Genomic DNA, 18,502 nt, shown 5'->3' with positions numbered 1-18,502 from the left:
CATCCACGATCGCGCCGTGCGCGCGCCGCGGCCAGGCGTTAAGATACTAGATTGATTTATCGACGGTTTTGTTTTCCGCATGCAAGCATACATAGACCGGATCGGCGACTTCATCCAGGCCAACCAGGATTGGGCCGGTCCGATCACTTTCCTGCTGACCTTCGGCGAGTCCATGGTCCTGGTGGGGCTGCTCATTCCCGCCACGGCGCTGATGCTGCTGACCGGCGGCCTGATCGGCGCCGGCACGCTGTCGCCCTGGGGCGTGCTGGCCTGGGGCATCGCCGGCGCCATCGCGGGCGACGCTGTGTCGTACGCGCTGGGCCGCTGGCTCGGCCCGGGCGTCATGCGCCGCTGGCCGCTCAATACCCAGCGCAGCGCGGTGGCGCGCGCCCGCCTGTTCTTCTACCGCTATGGCTTCGCCTCGGTACTGATCGGCCGCTTCCTGGGGCCGATCCGCTCCACCATTCCCACGGTGGCGGGCATCATGGGCATGCACCACCTGCGCTTCCAGCTGGCCAACGTGCTGTCGGCCGTCGCCTGGCTGCCGCTGATGCTGGCTCCCGGCTACATTACCGCGCGCGGCCTGGGCGCCATGGACAACGCACCGCATATCGGCCTGGCCGCCGGCATGGGCGCCTCGGTGCTGATCGGCTGCTGGCTGCTGGTCGCCGTCATGCGCAAGCGCCGCCAGCCGGCGCGCGCCAACCGCCGCCCATGACGGCCCCGGCCCGACCCTCCTCACCGACCCGGAGATCCCGCAGCATGGCCATAGACGGCGAACCCAAGAACGGCGATTTCGCGCGCTACATCGAAGAGCTCAGCCGCACCGGCGGCGCGCCCGGACAGGTACTGCCGGCGCAACGCGCGCCGGCGGCGGCGGCCCAATCCGGGGTGGCCGGCAAGCTGTCGGAGCTGACCTGGGGCAAGCGTCCCGAGCGCACGGCCCCTGCCCCCCTGCCCGCCAGCGGCGCCGAACAAGCCGCGCCCCCACCCACCCTGGCGGCCAGCGCATCGGCGCGCCGCATGGCGCTGTTTCTCACCATCGGCGCGCTGATCGCCGGCTGGAACGCCCTGTCCTTCTTCGTGGCCGCGCTCACCAGCGGCCGCCTCGATATCGACACGATGATGCCCGCGCTGTTCCTGGCGATCGCCGCCTGGATGCTGTTCAAGGGCGCTCGCAACCTGCGGGCCGGACGCCGCGGCCAACTGCCCAAGCTGCCTCCCCTGAGCACCCTGCCCAAGGGGCCGAACCACCGCGGCTAGCGTGCGCCAGGCCGCATTTGGTACGCTTGGCGCTTTCCCGTCCCATACCGGCGCCCCGCGGGCGCCGGCTTCACTCCTGTTGCCTGGTTCCGAATGAAATCCGTAGACCTGAAGATCCTCGATGCGCGCATGCGCGAATACCTGCCCGCCTATGCCACCCCGGGCTCGGCGGGGCTGGACCTGCGCGCATGCACCGAAGCAAGCCTGGTGATCGAGCCCGGCCAGACGGTGCTGGTGCCTACCGGGCTGGCGATCCACATCGGCGACCCCCGCTATGCCGCCATGATCCTGCCGCGCTCGGGCCTGGGCCACAAGCACGGCATCGTGCTGGGCAACCTGGTCGGCCTCATCGACTCCGACTACCAGGGCCAGTTGATGGTTTCGACGTGGAACCGCGGCACGCAGCCGTTCACCCTCGACCCCATGGAACGCCTGGCGCAACTGGTGATCGTGCCGGTACAGCAAGTGGCCTTCAACGTCGTGGAAGACTTCGACGCATCCGAGCGCGGCGCGGGCGGCTTCGGCAGCACCGGCCGCGCCTAGGCGGCCTCGATCACCGATTGCAGGAACTGCTGCGTGCGCGGCTCGCGCGGCGCGGCGAACAACTGGGCCGACTCGGCGTCCTCGACGATATTGCCTTCGTCGAAGAACAGGGTACGGTCCGAACTGCGCTCGGCGAATTTCATCTGGTGGGTGACGATGATCATCGTCATGGTGCGCCGGGCCGCCAGGTCGCGCAGAATCTGCAGGATACCGCCCACCAGTTCCGGATCGAGCGCCGACGTCACCTCGTCGAACAGCATGACCTCCGGGCACATGGCCAGCGCCCGCGCAATACCGACGCGCTGCTTCTGGCCGCCCGACAGTTGCGCCGGATAGGCGTCCAGCTTGTCGCCCAGGCCCACCATGTCCAGGTACTCGCGGCCGCGCGCCACCGCCTCGTCGCGCGACAGGCCCAGCACGTACAGCGGCGCTTCGATCACATTGCCCAGCGCGGTCTTGTGCGGAAACAGGTTGAAGTGCTGGAACACCATGCCGATCTTGCCGCGCACCCGGCGCACATGGGCCGAGTTGGGCCCCATTTCGCGCCCTTGCGCGTCATGCCACATGGATTCGCCATCGATCTCGATCGCGCCGCTGGTCGGCCGGTCCAGGGTCATCAGCAGGCGCAGCAAGGTCGATTTGCCGGAGCCGGACGGCCCGATCACCGAGACGGTCTGGCCGGCCGGAATTTCCAGGTCTATGCCCCGCAGCACGTCCAGGTCGCCGTACCGCTTGCACAGTTTCGCCAAACGGATGCTTGCGCTCATCTCTTGCCTCCATACAGTTTCAGACGCGCCTCCAGGCGCCGCACCCCCCAGGCCGCGACCAGGCTCAGCAACAGGAACAGCACGCCCACCAGCGTCAACGGTTCGGTATACCGGAACGTGGTCGACCCGATGATCTTGCTCTGCTGCAGCAGTTCGACCACCGTAATGGCCGACAGCAGCGGCGTGTCCTTGAACATGGCCACCAGGTAGTTGCCCAGCGCCGGCACCACGGGCGGAATGGCCTGCGGCAGCACCACGCCCACCGCGGTGCGCCAGCGCGACAGGTTCAATGCGGTGGCGGCCTCGTGCTGGCCGCGCGGCACCGCTTCGATGCCCGCCCGGTAGACTTCGGCGCAATAGGCCGCATAGTGCAGGCCCAGCGCCAGGATGCCGGTGGTCAGCGGCGACATCTGCCAACCGGTGACCGGCAGCACGTAGAACAGGAAATACATCTGCACCAGCAGCGGCGTGCTGCGCACGAACTCGATCACCAGCGCCGTCAGGGCCGACACCGGCCAGAACGGCGAGCGGCGCAGCAGCGCCAGGGCCAGGCCGAGCGTCACGGCCACCAGCATGCCCAGCAGGGTCGCCTGCACGGTGATGACCAGCGCCGAGCCGAGCATCGGCAGGATTTCGAGCGCGAACCCCCAATCGAAAATCGGACTCATCGGACCTTGAACCTCCGCTCAAGCATCCGGATCCCGCCTGTGATCACCAGCGCCACCGCGAAATACAGCAGCAGCACCAGGGTGAAGATTTCGGTGGTGCGCAAGGTCTCGCTGCGCAGCAACTGCCCCCTGAACGTCAGATCGGTAATCGTGATGAGCGACACCAGCGCCGTGTTCTTGAGCAGTTCGATCAGCAGGTTGCCGGTGGGCGGCAGCATGGCCGGCACCGCTTGCGGCAGGATGATGCGCCATATCGTCCGCGCGCGCGTCAGGTTCAGCGCCACCGCCGCCTCGCGCTGCCCGGCCGGCACGGCCAGGATGGCGCCGCGCACCACTTCGGCGCCATAGGCCCCGGCATTGGCGCCCAGCACCACGATTCCCACCAGCAAGGCCGGCAGCTTCATGCCGAACATCGGCAGCACGAAATAGAACCAGAACAGCTGCACCAGCGCCGACGTACCGCGAAACACCTCCACATAGACCGCCGCCGGCGCCCGCAGCCACGGGCTTGCGGACAGCCGCGCCAGCCCGGCGGCCAGCGCCAGCGGAATCGCCAGCGCCGCCGCCCCGGCGGCAATCCGCAAGGTGACCGCCAGACCGTCCAGCAAGGGCGGCAGCAGGGACCAGGTGTTGTCCATCGCCGTCCCCGCTTACTGGGCGGCGCACAACTTGGCTGCGGTCACATCGCCCGGCAACTCGCCGGCGGTAAAGCCGAATGGCTCGACCAGCTTGCGGTGCTCGTCGCTGCCCACGAATTTCTTCAGTTCGGTGTTGAACGCGTCGGCGAACGCCTGGTCATCCTTGCGGAAGGCGAAGGCGCCATAGCCGCGCACGCTCTTGCCATCGACCGTGGGATCGGTGAAAGGGTCGGCCTTTTCCAGCTTGTCGCCGGCGCTGGTCTTGTGCATCAGATCGTTGACGGTCAGCGCGGTCGCCGCATAGGCGTCGGCGCGTCCGGCCTCGATACCCGAGAGCGCGCTGACCGCGTCCGGAAACACCACCACCTGCCCGGCCGGAATCTCCTGCTTGGTCGCGTATTCCGCCTCGATGGCCCCGACGACCACGCCCAGCTTGGCCTCGCCGTTCTTCGCCACGTCGGCGTAGCTATGCAGATTCTTGGGGTTGCCCTTCTGCACCAGGAAAGCCTGCCCCACGCCATAGGTCGGGTCGGAGAACGCAACCTGCTGGCAGCGTTCGGGCGTCACATACATGCCAGCGGCAATGATGTCGAACCGCTTGGCCTGCAGGCCCGGGATCAGCGACCCGAACTCGGTCAGGACGCCCTCGACCTCGTCGATACCCATGCGCTTGAGCACCACCCGGGCGATCTCGACCGACTCGCCGGTAACGCGCGCCTCTTTGCTGTCCATATAGGCATAAGGCGCCTCGTTGGCGTAGCCGATGCGGATCTTGCCCGCCGCCTTGGCGGCGTCCAGCGTGCTGGCGCTTTGCGCGGCCGGCTGCTGCGCGGCGCCGGGATCGCTCGAGTCCGAATCCGAACACGCGGCCAGCAGGCCCGCTCCCACCATCAGAAGTCCCCATTTCACGAAATTGAAACGACGCATGAGCATGGTTTTTCCTCCTGAATAGTTCGGTATTGAAATAGATATGTCCCGAATAGTACGCTATAAAATCATTTGATCACGAATCATTTGACGACAAAAAAGGCAGGCCCTGGGCCTGCCCGCATTGCCGCGCCCAGGGAAACCGGCGCGTCACATCCTGAAACGCCTACGGCTGGCCAGCGTACGAAAAACGCCCGTTGCGCACCACGCCCATGACGCGCGCGCGCTCGTCGAAACCCTGGTGATTCTCGGCGCTGATATTGAGCACGCCATTGGGCACGGTAAGGTCGCGCGTATTCTCCAGCGCATCGCGCAAGGCGGCACGGAACTCGGGCGTGCCGGGCTTGGCGCCGGTCTTGAGCGCGCGCGCCACCGCCGAATCGAGCAGGATCCAGGCGCCATAGGCGTCGCCGGCAAACTGGGTCAAGGTATTGGCGCCGTATTGGGCCTCATACTTGTCGGCGAATTCCACGGCCACTTTCTTGACCGGGTTGCTGTCGGGCAGCTCGCGCGCGACCACGCCCGGGCCGGTGGGAAAGAGGGTTCCTTCCACGTCGCGCCCGCCGACTTGCAGGAACTCCAGCGTGCCGATGCCATGGGTCTGATACACCTTGCCGGCGTAGCCGCGTTCGAGCAGGGTCTTCTGCGGCAACGCCGAAGGCGTTCCGGCCCCGGCGATCAGCACCGCATCCGGCTTGGCCGCGATCACCTTGAGCACCTGGCCCACCACCGAGGCGTCGGTACGCTGGAAGCGCTCTTGCGCCACGATCTTGAGGTCGTCGCCGGCCGCCTGCGAGAACTCCTTCCACCAGCTGTCGCCATACGAATCGGCAAAGCCGATGAAGGCCACGGTCTTCACGCCCTTCTTTTTCATGTCCTGCACCAGCACGGACGCCATCAGGGAGTCGTTCTGCGGCATCTTGAACGCCCAGGCGCGCTTGGGGTCGGACATGGGCTCGACGATCACCGCCGACGCCGCCAGGGCGATCATCGGCGTCCTGGTCTCGGCCAGCACATCCAGGCCCGCCAGCGCGGCCGCGGTCGTGTTCGGACCGACAATGGCGTCGACCTTGTCCTCGGAGGTCAGCTTGCGCATGTTCTTCACCGCGCGGCTGACGTCGGTGCCGTCGTCCAGCACTACGTAGCGGGCCGGCTCGCCGCCCAGCGTAGCCGGCCACAGGCGGATCGCGTTGTTGGTCTGGATGCCTATCGCCGCCGCCGGCCCGGTCGTGGAGACGTCAACGCCGATGACGACTTCGGCTTGCGCGGCAAACGCGGGGACCAGGGCCGTGGCCAGGACGGCCAGGCGAGCGAGCAGAGTGGACATGGTTCGAAAGCCCGTGGAAAGTAGAAAGAGAAAAATCGCCCTTATTGTGCCTGAACATCGCCCTGCCGCGCCTCGTATACCAGGGCGGCCAGCGTCAGGTCTTCCAGCGCGCTGCCCACCGCCTTGAACACGGTGATCTCGGCCGCATCGCGCCTGCCCGCCGCACGGCCCGCCACCAGGTCGGCCAGGGTGCCGCGGATCTGCGTGCGCGCCAGCGTGCCGGCCGCGAAGGCTTCGAGCAGGTCGCCGGCCTTGGTGGGCGCCTCATCGGTATCCACATAGACGGAGGTACCGGCGAAACACTGCGGATCGGTTTCCTTCATCTCGGGCGTGAAGCTGCCGATCAGGTCCAGGTGCATGCCCGGCCGCAGCCACTCGCCCCGCACCAGCGGCTCGGTGGACAAGGTGGCGCAGCTGACGATGTCGGCCTGCCCGACCGCCGCCTGCAGGTCGGTGACCGCCTGCGCGTCGAAACCCTGCTCGCGCAATTCGCCGGCCAGGCGTTGCGCGCCGGCCGGCCGCACGTTCCACACCAATACGCGCTCGATCGGGCGCACGGCGCGCATCGCCGGCGCCACCAGTCCGGCGATCCGGCCGGAGCCCAGGATCAGCAGCACCCTGGCGTCGGCGCGGGCCAGGTACGAAGCGCCCAGCGCGGCCGCCCCGGCGGTCCGATAGGCGGTCACGACGTCGCCGTCGACCTGCGCCAGCGGCACCCCGGTACGGGCGCTGTACAGCGTGTAGGTCGCATGCAGGCCGGGCAGCCCCTGGTGGGTGTTGGCGGGAAAGATATTGATGACCTTGACGCCGAAATAGCCGGCGTCGTTCCAGGCCGGCATGATCAGCGTCGTGCCTTGCGCGCCGCCGGACTCGATGGCATGGACGTGGCGCGGCGGCACATGGACGCCGCCGCGAAAGGCGTCGCGCAGGGCATCGATGACCGCCGTGAAGCGCAGCGCGCGGCGGGTGTGTTCAGCGTCGATTTGCAGCATGTGGCCTCCGGAAGAGCCTGCATTATCGCCCTGCCCGGCGCCACGCGCGTACCCATGGACACAGTTTGGCCATGCCTGGAGGGATATCATGAAGCGAACCCGCCCCCGGGTTCCCGCATCGGCGACGCGCCGCCACCCGGCCGCCGCCGCGCCTATTCACCGCAAGGAGTCCCCATGAAGAAAACCGCATCCGCCGTCTGGAAGGGCGACCTCAAGTCCGGGCAAGGCACGATCTCCAGCCAGAGCGGCGCGCTGAAGAACCAGCCCTATGGCTTCAATACCCGTTTCGCGGACCAGCCGGGCACCAACCCTGAAGAGCTGCTGGGCGCCGCGCACGCGGGCTGCTTTTCGATGGCGTTGTCCAATATCCTGGGCGAGGCAGGCCTGAAGGCCGACAGCATCGAAACCACGGCCGAAGTCACGCTGGACAAGACCGACGACGGCTTCACCATCACCGCCGTGCACCTGACCGTGAACGCGGTCGTGCCCGGCGCCACGAAGGACAGCTTCGCCGACGCGGCCGCCAAGGCCAAGGCCGGTTGCCCCGTGTCGAAAGTGCTCAATGCCAGGATCAGCATGGACGCCACGCTCAAGGGATGACGACATCGTCCCGCGGCGCCCGCAGGCCGGGCGCCAGCGCGCGTGCCTGGCGCAAGCCGGCGCTACTGGCGCCGATGCGCCGAAATCACCGGATGCTGGCGCCGGCCCTCGTCCATGGCATGCAGGACTTCGCCGATTGCGTCGAGAAACCCGGCGGCGCCGGACTTGACTCGCCGCCACCCGCCGCCCCGCATGGGTACCAGGGTGGCGCGCCGGGCTGAAGAGGTGGCCGGCTCACCGTTGCTGCGTGTCGCGTCGCCCATGATTCTCTCCTTGAGAAAAGCGCGCTGAGAAACCGCATGCGATTCATCTTAGTCCTGCCCGTTGTGCAACGCAACGAAAAAAACGGCGCCGCAAGGCGCCGTTTTGCCGTGCCACCGCGCTGTCAGAGCGCGTCGAGCGTATCGGGGTCGATGGGCAGGGCGCGGTTCAGCGCCGCGGCGACCTTGACCCGCAAGGCATTGGAATGGGCGCGCCGGACCTCGCGCTTGACGTCGAGCAGCTGCTGCGGGTGCATGGAGAATTCGGTCAGCCCCAGCCCGAGCAACAGACGCGTCAGCCGCGCATCGCCCGCCATCTCGCCGCATACGGCCACCGGCTTGCCGGCGCGCTCGCCCGCGTTGATGGTGTTGGCCACCAGGCGCAGCACGGCCGGATGCAAGGGATCGTACAGGCCCGCCACATCGTGGTCGCCGCGATCGATCGCCAGCGTGTACTGGATCAGGTCGTTGGTGCCGATGGACAGGAAATCGAGCGCCTGGACGAACGGTTCGATCGCGATCGCGATGGCCGGGATTTCGACCATGGCCCCCACCTCGACGCGCGCCGCATAGGGCTGGCCGCGCGCATCGAGCTCGCGGCGGGCGGACTCCAGCGCGGCGTAGGTGGCGTGTACCTCGTGCATGTGCGCGATCATCGGAATCAATACCCGTACCGGGCCATGGGCCGAAGCCCGCAGGATGGCGCGCAACTGCGTGGCGAACATCTCGGGCCGCGCCAGGCAATAGCGGATGGCCCGCTGCCCCAGCGCCGGATTGGTGGCGACCGTCGCCTCGTCATCGAGCGTCTTGTCGGCGCCGATGTCCAGCGTGCGGATCGTCACCGGCCGGCCCGCCATCACCTTCACCACCGACGCATAGGCCTCGTACTGTTCTTCCTCGCCGGGCAGGTCGGGCCGGCCCATGAACAGGAATTCGCTGCGGAACAGGCCGATGCCATGAGCCCCGCAGGCCAACGACAGGCTGGCCTCCTCGGGCAGCTCGATGTTGGCATGCAGCACGATATCGATACCATCCAGGGTGACAGCCGGCTCGTCGCGCAGCAACGCCAGCTCGGCGCGCTCGTCGGCGTACACCCGCTGGCGCGCCTGGTACTCGGCCAGGATGCGGGCCGAAGGGTTGAGCACCACCACGCCGTCCGCGCCGTCGACGATCAGCATGTCGCCGTCGCGCACCAGTTCGCGCACATTGCCCAGCGCGACCACCGCCGGCACGCCCATGCTGCGCGCCACGATCGCGGTGTGCGAGGTCGGACCGCCCAGGTCGGTCACGAAGGCGGCGAAGCGCCCGCCGCGCAGCCGCAGCATGTCGGCCGGAGAAATATCGTGCGCCACCACCACCAGCGGATCATCGCCATCGAGCTGGGCGCCATCGGGCAGCATGGCCGAGGTGCCGGCCAGCACGTGCAGCGCCCGTTCGATGACCTGGCGCACGTCGCCGCCGCGCTCGCGCAGGTATTCGTCTTCCATGGCTTCGAACTGCTGGCCCAGGATCTGCCCTTGCGCGGTCAGCGCCCACTCGGCGTTGTAGTGCCGCTCGGCGATCAGCGCCAGGGCCTGCTCGGCCAGCAAGGGATCGCCCAGCAGCAGCCGGTGCACATTGAGCATGGCGCCCAGTTCGCGCGGCGCGTCCTCGGGCAGGGTGTCGGCCATCTGCAGCAGATCGGCCTGCGCCTTGGCCAGCGCCTCGGTCAGCCGCTGGCTTTCGGCCGCGACATCCTCGGGCGCGATACGGTAGTGGGCGACTTCGAGCGCCGCCGCACCCATGACCACGGCACGGCCGATCGCGTAGCCGCGCGCCACGCCTTTGCCGTGCAGGCAGACGACCGGACCGGCGGCGATATCAGGAGCAAGGGATGGGATGGAAGAGCGCGTAGACGATGCAGCCCGCGCCGACGGCGGGCTGCCGGAACCTGAGGTTTTGCTATTCCTGCTCACCGAACTTATTGTCGAACAGAGTTTGAATTTCGGACAGCGCCTGGTCGGCATCGCTGCCCGAGGCTTCCAGCTTGACTGTCACCCCCAACCCGGCGGCGAGCATCATCACGCCCATGATGCTCTTGGCGTTGACGCGCTGCGCGCCACGCGAAATGAAGATCTCGCTGCTGAAACGGCTGGCCAGCTGCGTCAGCTTGGCGGCGGCCCGGGCATGCAGTCCGAGTTTGTTGCTAATGACGATGTCTGAGCTAGGCATAAGTTCTGATCTGGCAATGGCGGCGGCCGCAATCCCGTGCCCGCCGGGTCGGACTGCCGGCCCGGCACGGCGGAACTGCTGCGCCATCAATTCATTCTCGGCGTTTTCTCGCCCGTCAGTCTACACGCAAGCAACCCTGGACGCCGCCCGCGAGCGCCTTTTCACGCGTCTCGGCCAGCGAAAGATTGCGATAAGTCAGGGCCCGCAACAGCATGGGCGTATTCAATCCCGCCAGCACACAGCACTGGATGCCCTGCGCCTGCGCATCGGCCACGGCGCGCTTGGCGATATTGGCCGGCGTGGCGCCGATCAGGTCGGTCAGGACCAGCACGCCCTGCCCCTGGTCCACGCGCAGGATATCCGCCAGTACCCGGGGCGCCGCGTCGTCGGGCAAATCCTCGGGATGGATATCGTGCACGGCCAGCGCTTCGGTCGCGTCGCCCAGCACGTGGGCGACGCTCTCGCGCATGGCACTGCCCAGCGGGGCGTGCACGACGATAACGATGCCAGTCATAGCAGCAAGTTCAGCCGGCGGCGCTTTCCAGCGCCACGGCGAACATCTCCGGTACGTTGAAGCCCGTCTGTTCGGTAATCTCGACAAAACAGGTCGGGCTGGTGACATTGACTTCGGTAATGTAGTCGCCGATCACGTCCAGGCCCACCAGCAGCAGCCCGCGGCCGGCCAGCCGGTCAGCCACCGTGCGCGCCAGGTGCAGGTCGCGCTCGGACAGCGGCTGGGCCACGCCCCGCCCGCCGGCGGCCAGGTTGCCGCGCGTCTCGCCGGCCAGCGGTATGCGCGCCAGCGAATACGGCACCGGCTCGCCGCCGATGAGCAGAATGCGCTTGTCGCCCTTGACGATCTCCGGGATATAGCGCTGCGCCATGATCGTGCGCGTACCGTTGTCGGTCAGGGTTTCGAGGATCGCGTTCAGGTTGGGCTCGCTGCGCTGCAGGCGGAAGATCCCGGTGCCGCCCATGCCGTCCAGCGGCTTGACGATGACGTCGCCCTGCGCGGCATGGAATGCCCTGATGCGCCCCATGTCGCGCGTGACCAGCGTAGGCGTGGTCAGATCGGGAAACTCGGTGATCGCCAGCTTCTCGGGATGATTGCGGATCGCCGCCCCGCTGTTGAACACGCGGGCCCCCTGCTGCTGCGCGTACTCGAGCAGATGCGTCGAATACACGTATTCCATGTCGAACGGGGGATCCTTGCGCATCACCACCGCGTCGAAGCGCGCCAGCGGCGCCTCGTCGGCCGCGCCGGTTTCGCGCCACCAGTCATGCCCATGGAGGTCGGCGCCGTCGCGCAGCGCGATGGGCGCAAAGCGCGTCCTGACCTCGCCCGCATCGATATAGAGATCGCCTTGCAGCGCAACGCTCAGGGTGTGCCCCCGGGCCTGCAGCGCCTGCATCATGGCGACGGAACTGTCCTTGTACGCCTTGAGCAGCGGCAAGGGATCGATAATGAACAATACGTGCATCTCGGCACCCGATACGTACGCCGCGCCACGAGCCCGCGCAGGCAGGATTGACTAGGCAGTTTGAAAGATGGGGCCGCACGGGCCGCACGCAAGCCGGCCCGGACGCCCCTCATGGGCAACCGGGCCGGGGATGGGATCAGCCTGCCGCGTCGGGCTTGCCGACGGCCTTCTTGCGCGGCGCAAGCACCATGACCATCTGACGGCCTTCCAGCTTGGGCATCGCCTCGACCTGGGCAAGTTCGATCAGATCGTCGCGCACCCGCTCAAGCACCCGCATGCCCAGTTCCTGGTGGGCCATTTCCCGGCCGCGGAAGCGCAGCGTGACCTTGGCCTTGTCTCCCTCTTCGAGGAAGCGGCGCAGGTTACGCAGCTTGACCTGGTAGTCGCCCTCGTCGGTCGCCGGGCGGAATTTGACTTCCTTGACCTGGATGACCTTCTGCTTCGACCGGGCCTCGGCCTGGCGTTTCTGTTCCTGGTACTTGAACTTACCGTAATCCATCAAGCGGCAAACCGGGGGATCGGCATTGGGCGCGATCTCGACCAGGTCCACGTCGCTTTGCTCGGAAAGACGGAACGCATCGGCAATCTTGACGATGCCCAGCTGTTCTCCGTCCAGACCTATCAGACGCACCTCGGGGACGCGGATTTCACCGTTGATGCGTATGGCTTTTTCAGTGGCGATGTTGACGACTCCTAGAAAGGTTAAGCAGCGCTCGCGAGTTGGGTGACATTGCGGCGGGTGGAGATATCCTCGGCCAGGCGCGCGATGAAATCATCGAGTGCGATGACGCCCAGATCAAGGCCACCCAATCCCCGCACCGCGACGGTGCCGTTTTGCATCTCCTTGTCACCAACGACGAGGAGATACGGGATTTTCTGCAGGCTGTGTTCACGGATTTTACGAGTGATTTTTTCACCACGCAAATCAGCCTGCACTCTAAAGCCTTGTTTTTTCAGGCTTTGTGTTATTTGTGCCGCATATTCGGCGGAATGCTCGGAGATGCAGCATACCACCGCCTGCAACGGGGCCAGCCAGGGCGGCATGGCACCGGCATGGTTTTCGATCAGCATGCCGATAAAACGCTCCAGCGAACCGAGGATGGCACGGTGCAGCATGACCGGCGGACGACGCTGGTCGTTCTGGTCGACGTACTCGGCGCCCAGCCGTACGGGCATGGAAAAATCCACCTGGATCGTGCCGCACTGCCAGTGGCGTCCGATGGCGTCCTTGAGCGTGTATTCGACCTTGGGGCCGTAGAAAGCGCCCTCGCCCGGCGAGATCTCGAATTCGCAGCCGGTACGGCGCAGGCTTTCCATCAGGGCGGTTTCGGCCTTGTCCCAGATTTCGTCGCTGCCGATGCGCTTCTCGGGACGCGTGGCGACCTTGTACAGCACCTCGGTAAAACCGAAGTCCTTGTAGACCTTCTGCAGCAAGGCGGTGAATGCGGCGCACTCGTCCTGCAACTGGTCTTCGGTACAGAAAATGTGGCCGTCGTCCTGGGTGAAACCGCGCACCCGCATCATGCCATGCAGCGAGCCGGACGGTTCGTTGCGGTGGCATTGCCCGAACTCGCCGTAACGCAGCGGCAATTCGCGATAGGAATGCAGGCCGGCATTGAAGATCTGCACGTGCCCGGGGCAGTTCATGGGTTTCAGACCGTAGACCCGGTTTTCGGACTCGGTCGTGAACATGTTTTCGCGGTAGTTGTCCCAGTGGCCCGTCTTCTTCCAGAGCGTCAGGTCGAGGATCTGCGGCGCCTTGACCTCCTGGTAGCCGTTGTCCTGGTACACCTTGCGCATGTACTGCTCGACCTGCTGCCACAGCGCCCAGCCCTTCGGATGCCAGAAGATCAGCCCGGGGGCCTCGTCCTGGAAATGGAACAGGTCGAGTTCGCGGCCGATCTTGCGATGGTCGCGCCGTTCGGCCTCCTCGAGCATGTGCAGATAGGCATCCTGGTCGTCCTTGCTCGCCCACGCCGTGCCGTAGATCCGCTGCAGCATCTCGTTCTTGCTGTCGCCGCGCCAGTAGGCGCCGGCCACCTTCATCAGCTTGAAGACCTTCAGCTTGCCGGTCGAGGGCACGTGGGGGCCGCGGCACAGGTCGATGAAATCGCCTTCCCGGTACAGGCTGAGGGTTTCGTTGGACGGAATCGAGGCAATGATCTCCGCCTTGTAGACCTCGCCGATGCCCTTGAAATAGGCGACCGCCTCGTCGCGCGACCATTCCTCGCGCGTGACGACCTCGTCCTTGCGCGCCAGTTCGGCCATTTTCTTCTCGATGGCCTGCAGGTCTTCCGGCGTAAAGGGGCGCTTATACGAAAAATCGTAGTAGAACCCGTTGTCGATCACCGGGCCGATGGTGACCTGGGCATCCGGGAAGAGCGACTTCACGGCATAGGCCAGCAGGTGCGCCGTGGAGTGCCGGATCAGGTCCAGGCCGTCGGCATCCTTGGCGGTAACGATGGCGAGCTGCGCATCATTGTCGATGCGGAAGCTGGTATCGACCAGCCGGGGCTCGGCGCCATCGAACGCGACGCGCCCGGCCAGCGCCGCCTTGGCCAGCCCGGCGCCTATGGATTGCGCAACCTCGGCCACCGTCACGGGACCGGGATACTGGCGCTGCGAGCCGTCCGGCAAGGTAATTTGTACCATCGAAGGAATTCCTGGATTTGGAAACGAAAAACGCGGCTGCCTGGCCGCGTTTTGTCTGGTGCCTTGTTGAGTATTTACCGCAATGACGCGATACCAACCCGACGCATGAAATCATTAACGCGACTGAGTGCGGAAGATTCCGGTCGTAGTTCGTGTCGGGCGCAGCAGCATCTGGATCGTGCCTCGGATATGCGTCAAGGGTGGCACGCGGGTCGGCATGCCAAACGTCGCCAATTGTAGCACCTTTCGTCCCCGAACCCGCTGCGCCTGCCCCACACTGGATCTGTCTGATTTTCCAACGACTTATCGGACTCCTCTCAAAACCCTCGTAACCTGCCATGACAGCTGAGCTTGTCGCTCGTGACGCCAGGCATAGAAGGAGTCCCCATGCCTCACCGCCTATCCCACGCCGCGCCAGTCCTCGCCGGGCAGGCCTGCGCGGCCCATCCTCCCGCCACCTATCCCTCCAGCGCCCAGCCCGCCGTGGCATCGGCGCGCCGCTACATGCTGCTATCCCGGCCCAGCCGCCGCCTGCGGGTCGCCATCCTGGACGACCACCCCGCCGTCGCGGTAGGCCTGAGCGCATACCTGGGCGAACACGGCGACTTCGAGGTCGCGCTGACCGAGACCAACGCCGTGGCGCTGGCCCACCAGCTCAAGCGCCATCCTTGCGACGCGGCCGTCATCGATTTCTTCATGCCGGCGCAAAGCTGGGACGGCGTGGACTTCATCCGCCGCCTGCGCCGCCTCTGCCCCGACATGGCCGTGATCACGATTTCGGCCGGCAAGGCGCACGAAACCGAGTACGCGGCCTTCCGCGCCGGCGCCAACGGTTTCCTGCCCAAGGGCGCGCCGCTGAGCCTGCTGGCCGAACTGATCCGCACGACCGTCGTGAGCCGACGGGCGTTCTTCAGCGCCCGCACAGGCCAGTTGCGCGCCACCATCCCCGACCCGCCAGACTCCCGGCTCACCAATGCCGAGCGTGAAATCCTGCGCCAAATCGCGCAGGGCTTTTCCGTAACCCAGATATCCGGCCGCCTATTGCGCAGCAAGAAAACGGTCAGCACCCACAAGCGCCGCGCCATGAAGAAACTGGGCCTGGCCGACGACCTCGCGCTGGCCCTGTACCTGAGCGAGAAATTCGAGCAAAACGTCTATGGCTGAATCCCATGGCCAAGCACCATCAAGCCTCCGGGACCCTCTGCGTTCAATGGCTATGCCCTGGCCCGGCGCAGCAACGCGCCCTGCTGGAACTGGCGCTGCGCTGCCTGCGCGACGACCGTCTCGAAATCCGCCGCGCTTTACGCCAGCGCGACAATGCCACGGTACGCGAGCGCCTGCATCGGGCCAAGGGCGCCATCTGCACCCTCTGGCCCGACCCCGAAACGCTGGCGCGCCTGGAGGCCGTGCACCGGCAGCTGCCCAGGCGCGGCAGCCAGCTGTGGAGCCAGGCCGCGGCGCTGGAAAGCCGTCTGCTGCAACTCGAGCAGGCCATGCTGGCCAGCCTGGATGCGCTGGGCGGCGACCCCATGGCGCAGGAGCAGCAGCCCGCGCCGCCCTAGACGATGCGCGAATAGCTTGCGGCCGGCGCGGCCTCGCGCAGGTAGCGATCGAACGTCATGGCGACCGCCCGCACGAAATACCACCCCAGTTCGGTTACCTGTATCACCTCGGCGTCCAGGGTCACCAGCCCCAGTCCGGCCAGCTCCCGCAGGCGGGCCAGTTCAGGCCCGAACGCCGCGCTGGCGGGCGCGCCGGCCGACCCACCCAGCTCGGCCAGCGCCAGCCGGCCCCGGCACATCACCGCCATGATCAGCCGGCGCCGGAGCTCGTCGTCGGCCGACAGGCGCAGGCCCCGCTCGATGGGCAGCCGCGCCTGCGCTAGCGCACCGTAGTAGGCGTCCAGCGTCTTGACGTTCTGGCTGTACACGTTCCCCACCTTGCCGATGGCGGACACGCCCAGGGCAATCAGGTCGCCGTCGGGCTGCGCGGTGTAACCCTGGAAATTGCGATGCAGCCTGCCCTCGCGCCGGGCGACGGCCAGGGCATCGTCCGGCAGGGCGAAATGGTCCATGCCGATGTAGACATACCCAAGCTCGAGAAAGCCCGCGATGGCGTCGCCCAGCAGGCCGACACGGGTGCTCGCGTCGGGCAGGTCCGCGGCCAGGATGCGGCGCTGCGGCGCGAAACGTTGCGGCAGGTGCGCGTAGGCATACAGGGCGATGCGATCCGGCCGCAGCTCGCCCACCTGCTCAACGGTACGAGCGAACGAGGCCAGCGTCTGATGAGGCAGGCCGTAGATCAGGTCCACGTTGATCGATCCGAACCCCAGCTCGCGGGCGGCCAGCATCAGCTGCCGGACGTCCTCGAACGGCTGCACCCGGTGCACCGCCTGCTGCACCCGGGGATCGAAATCCTGCACGCCGAAACTGAGGCGGTTGAAACCCAGCTCGCGCAGGTGCGCCAGCCGGCCGCGGTCGGCCGTGCGCGGGTCCACTTCGATCGACACTTCCGCGTCCGGCGTCAGGGTGAAGGCGCCGCGCAGCATCGCCATCAAGCGCGTCAACTCGGCGTCGGACAGGAACGTCGGCGTTCCGCCGCCCAGATGCAGGTGCGACACCGGCTCGCCGCTGCCCAGCGCCTCCACCTGGAGAGCAAGCTCCTGGCCCAGGGCATCCAGATAGGGCGCGGCGCGCTCATGATGCCGCGTCACGACCTTGTTGCAGGCGCAGTAGTAACAGACCGAATCGCAGAACGGCACGTGCACGTACAGCGACATCGGTTCGCCGCGGCGCGAGGCCGTCCGCTCGGCCAGAGCCTGGTGGTAGTCGCGCGCGCCGAAGCCGTCGTGATAGCGGTCGGCGGTCGGATACGAGGTATAGCGGGGGCCGCTCTTGTCCAGGCGGCTGAGCAGGCTGTCCGGAAAGACGGGACGGGACCTGGGCGCGTCGGCAAAGCGTTCGGGAATCAGCGTGTCGGACATGATGACCACATTGTGCGGCTGTGGCAGCGAGCCGGCCTTGATCTGGCTCAAGACCGCAAAATGTCCCCGAATCTGCCGGCGCGGCAAAACAACGGTGGCCGGCGACATGCGGCTCTGGTAACGTCAACGGTCTTTCTTTCCGATATCAGAGGTTCTCCCATGCAACGCGACTTCGATTTGGTGGTTGCCATCCTGCGCACCATCGCCGACGCCGACCTTCCTGCCCTGGCCATCGACCAGATCGAAACCGCCGTCGTCGACGAGAACGGCAACGGCGTCGCCGTGGAATGGGTGGCGCATCACCTGGACATCATGGCCGATGCCGGCCTGGTCAAGGCGGTCGACGGCGGCGCATGGCGCCTGACCTGGCAAGGTTACGACGCCCTCGAACAGGACGACGAGGACGAGGACGACGACGCCCTGCCCATGTAAGGATCCGGCGGCGCGGCGCGCCGCCGCCTTTGCCGGCCTCAGCGCTGCGCGCTGGGCGTGCCCACCAGCCGGTACGCCAGCGCGCCGACCAGCGCCCCCGCGATGGGGGCCAGCCAGAACAGCCACAATTGCTCCAGGGCCCAGCCGCCCACGAACAGCGCGGGGCCGGTGGAACGCGCCGGGTTGACCGACGTATTGGTGACCGGAATGCTGATCAGGTGGATCAGCGTCAGCGCCAGCCCGATCGGGATCGGCGCAAACCCGGCCGGCGCCCGCTTGTCGGTTGCGCCCAGGATGACGAACACGAATCCGGCGCTCAGCACGATTTCGCAGATCAGCGCGGCCTGCATCGAATACTTGCCGGGCGAGTGGTCACCATAGCCATTGGCGGCGAACTTGCTGGCCACCAGGTCGAAACCCGCCACGCCCTGTGCGATGCTGGCCAGCGTGGCGGCCGCCACGATGGCGCCCACCACCTGCGCCACGATGTACGGCGGCACGTCGCGCCACCCGAAACGTCCCGACGCCGCCAGCCCTACCGTGACGGCCGGGTTGAAATGCCCGCCGGAAATATGGCCCACGGCGTAGGCCATGGTCAGCACGGTCAGGCCGAACGCGAGCGCCACCCCGGCGTAGCCGATGCCGACCTGCGGCACCCCGGCGGCCAGCACCGCGCTGCCGCAACCGCCCAACACCAGCCAGAACGTACCGAAAAACTCCGCGCCGCAGCGCTTGAAAAGTGGTTGCATGGTTTCCTC

At 66.8% G+C, this 18,502-nt stretch carries 22 protein-coding genes; 8 read left to right on the top strand and 14 right to left on the bottom strand.

The genetic code is table 11. The features are described from left to right. Positions 1 to 79: 79 nt before the first annotated feature. The 3 genes from EL288_RS09205 to dut all read left to right on the top strand — a co-directional run bounded on the left by EL288_RS09205 (position 80) and on the right by dut (position 1,806). Entirely contained in the window at positions 80 to 718 is a 639-nt protein-coding gene (locus tag EL288_RS09205) for a DedA family protein (RefSeq protein ID WP_010926396.1), read from the top strand. Between the two features lie 44 nt (positions 719 to 762). Then, a complete protein-coding gene (locus EL288_RS09200) occupies positions 763 to 1,263 on the top strand; it encodes a hypothetical protein (RefSeq protein ID WP_225665837.1) in 501 nt (166 codons plus the stop codon). 93 nt (positions 1,264 to 1,356) lie between these two features. After that, entirely contained in the window at positions 1,357 to 1,806 is a 450-nt protein-coding gene (gene dut, locus EL288_RS09195; protein WP_003812576.1) for a dUTP diphosphatase, read from the top strand. On the opposite strand, the gene EL288_RS09190 is transcribed toward dut, so the two are convergent. The 6 genes from EL288_RS09190 to lhpI form a co-directional block, all read right to left on the bottom strand. Next, a complete protein-coding gene (locus EL288_RS09190; RefSeq protein WP_003812577.1) occupies positions 1,803 to 2,573 on the bottom strand; it encodes an amino acid ABC transporter ATP-binding protein in 771 nt (256 codons plus the stop codon). The two genes, dut and EL288_RS09190, sit on opposite strands and share 4 nt — an antisense overlap. Then, complete coding sequence (gene ehuD / locus EL288_RS09185) at positions 2,570 to 3,241, bottom strand: ectoine/hydroxyectoine ABC transporter permease subunit EhuD (protein ID WP_003812579.1); 672 nt, start codon at positions 3,239 to 3,241, stop codon at positions 2,570 to 2,572. Before ehuD ends, EL288_RS09190 begins: the two co-directional genes overlap by 4 nt. Continuing rightward, on the bottom strand, positions 3,238 to 3,879 hold the full coding sequence (ehuC, locus tag EL288_RS09180; RefSeq protein ID WP_003812581.1) for an ectoine/hydroxyectoine ABC transporter permease subunit EhuC: 642 nt from the start codon (positions 3,877 to 3,879) through the stop codon (positions 3,238 to 3,240). Before ehuC ends, ehuD begins: the two co-directional genes overlap by 4 nt. 12 nt (positions 3,880 to 3,891) lie before the next feature. Further along, complete coding sequence (ehuB, locus tag EL288_RS09175; RefSeq protein WP_015039638.1) at positions 3,892 to 4,812, bottom strand: ectoine/hydroxyectoine ABC transporter substrate-binding protein EhuB; 921 nt, start codon at positions 4,810 to 4,812, stop codon at positions 3,892 to 3,894. Between the two features lie 160 nt (positions 4,813 to 4,972). Next, positions 4,973 to 6,133: an ABC transporter substrate-binding protein gene (locus tag EL288_RS09170; RefSeq protein ID WP_003812588.1), complete on the bottom strand. Its 1,161-nt coding sequence runs from the start codon at positions 6,131 to 6,133 to the stop codon at positions 4,973 to 4,975. Between the two features lie 41 nt (positions 6,134 to 6,174). Further along, positions 6,175 to 7,125, bottom strand: a complete 951-nt coding sequence (gene lhpI, locus EL288_RS09165; RefSeq protein WP_003812590.1) for a bifunctional Delta(1)-pyrroline-2-carboxylate/Delta(1)-piperideine-2-carboxylate reductase — start codon at positions 7,123 to 7,125, stop codon at positions 6,175 to 6,177. A gap of 174 nt (positions 7,126 to 7,299) precedes the next feature. On the opposite strand from lhpI, the gene EL288_RS09160 reads away from it, so the two are divergent. Next, positions 7,300 to 7,725, top strand: a complete 426-nt coding sequence (locus tag EL288_RS09160) for an OsmC family protein (protein WP_003812593.1) — start codon at positions 7,300 to 7,302, stop codon at positions 7,723 to 7,725. Beyond that, complete coding sequence (locus EL288_RS24585) at positions 7,722 to 7,946, top strand: hypothetical protein (protein WP_003812594.1); 225 nt, start codon at positions 7,722 to 7,724, stop codon at positions 7,944 to 7,946. Before EL288_RS09160 ends, EL288_RS24585 begins: the two co-directional genes overlap by 4 nt. A 164-nt stretch (positions 7,947 to 8,110) precedes the next feature. On the opposite strand, the gene ptsP is transcribed toward EL288_RS24585, so the two are convergent. The 6 genes from ptsP to thrS all read right to left on the bottom strand — a co-directional run bounded on the left by ptsP (position 8,111) and on the right by thrS (position 14,329). Next, on the bottom strand, positions 8,111 to 9,805 hold the full coding sequence (gene ptsP / locus EL288_RS09150; RefSeq protein ID WP_003816751.1) for a phosphoenolpyruvate--protein phosphotransferase: 1,695 nt from the start codon (positions 9,803 to 9,805) through the stop codon (positions 8,111 to 8,113). Between the two features lie 121 nt (positions 9,806 to 9,926). Next, positions 9,927 to 10,196, bottom strand: coding sequence for an HPr family phosphocarrier protein (locus tag EL288_RS09145; protein WP_003812598.1), 270 nt, complete (start codon positions 10,194 to 10,196; stop codon positions 9,927 to 9,929). A 115-nt stretch (positions 10,197 to 10,311) separates the two neighbouring features. Beyond that, positions 10,312 to 10,710 (bottom strand): PTS sugar transporter subunit IIA, encoded by a 399-nt coding sequence (locus EL288_RS09140; protein ID WP_003812601.1) that lies wholly within the window; start codon positions 10,708 to 10,710, stop codon positions 10,312 to 10,314. A 10-nt stretch (positions 10,711 to 10,720) separates the two neighbouring features. After that, positions 10,721 to 11,677, bottom strand: a complete 957-nt coding sequence (gshB, locus tag EL288_RS09135) for a glutathione synthase (protein WP_003812603.1) — start codon at positions 11,675 to 11,677, stop codon at positions 10,721 to 10,723. Between the two features lie 136 nt (positions 11,678 to 11,813). After that, a complete protein-coding gene (gene infC, locus EL288_RS09130) occupies positions 11,814 to 12,359 on the bottom strand; it encodes a translation initiation factor IF-3 (RefSeq protein ID WP_033446215.1) in 546 nt (181 codons plus the stop codon). Between the two features lie 20 nt (positions 12,360 to 12,379). Continuing rightward, positions 12,380 to 14,329, bottom strand: coding sequence for a threonine--tRNA ligase (thrS, locus tag EL288_RS09125; RefSeq protein WP_003812608.1), 1,950 nt, complete (start codon positions 14,327 to 14,329; stop codon positions 12,380 to 12,382). Positions 14,330 to 14,716: 387 nt separating this feature from the next. Here thrS and EL288_RS09120 point away from each other — a divergent pair, with 387 nt between their 5' ends. Next, positions 14,717 to 15,493 carry a response regulator transcription factor gene (locus EL288_RS09120; RefSeq protein WP_003812610.1) on the top strand — a complete coding sequence of 259 codons (777 nt, stop codon included), beginning with the start codon at positions 14,717 to 14,719 and terminating at the stop codon, positions 15,491 to 15,493. A 5-nt stretch (positions 15,494 to 15,498) separates the two neighbouring features. After that, the gene (locus tag EL288_RS09115; RefSeq protein ID WP_003812612.1) at positions 15,499 to 15,891 is read left to right on the top strand and encodes a hypothetical protein; all 393 of its coding nucleotides are present in this window, start codon (positions 15,499 to 15,501) and stop codon (positions 15,889 to 15,891) included. Here EL288_RS09115 and hemN read toward each other — a convergent pair. After that, positions 15,888 to 17,312 carry an oxygen-independent coproporphyrinogen III oxidase gene (gene hemN, locus EL288_RS09110; protein WP_003812613.1) on the bottom strand — a complete coding sequence of 475 codons (1,425 nt, stop codon included), beginning with the start codon at positions 17,310 to 17,312 and terminating at the stop codon, positions 15,888 to 15,890. The genes EL288_RS09115 and hemN overlap by 4 nt on opposite strands. 159 nt (positions 17,313 to 17,471) lie before the next feature. Here hemN and EL288_RS09105 point away from each other — a divergent pair, with 159 nt between their 5' ends. After that, positions 17,472 to 17,744, top strand: coding sequence for a hypothetical protein (locus EL288_RS09105; RefSeq protein ID WP_003812615.1), 273 nt, complete (start codon positions 17,472 to 17,474; stop codon positions 17,742 to 17,744). A 38-nt stretch (positions 17,745 to 17,782) separates the two neighbouring features. Here EL288_RS09105 and aqpZ read toward each other — a convergent pair whose 3' ends face one another. Beyond that, positions 17,783 to 18,493 (bottom strand): aquaporin Z, encoded by a 711-nt coding sequence (gene aqpZ / locus EL288_RS09100; protein WP_003812617.1) that lies wholly within the window; start codon positions 18,491 to 18,493, stop codon positions 17,783 to 17,785. Positions 18,494 to 18,502 lie beyond the last annotated feature (9 nt).

This window comes from Bordetella bronchiseptica (genome assembly GCF_900636925.1).
Taxonomy (GTDB): Bacteria; Pseudomonadota; Gammaproteobacteria; order Burkholderiales; family Burkholderiaceae_B; genus Bordetella; species Bordetella pertussis.
The sequence above is the reverse complement of the archived record's forward strand: the minus strand, read 5'-3'. Positions and strand labels throughout refer to the sequence as shown.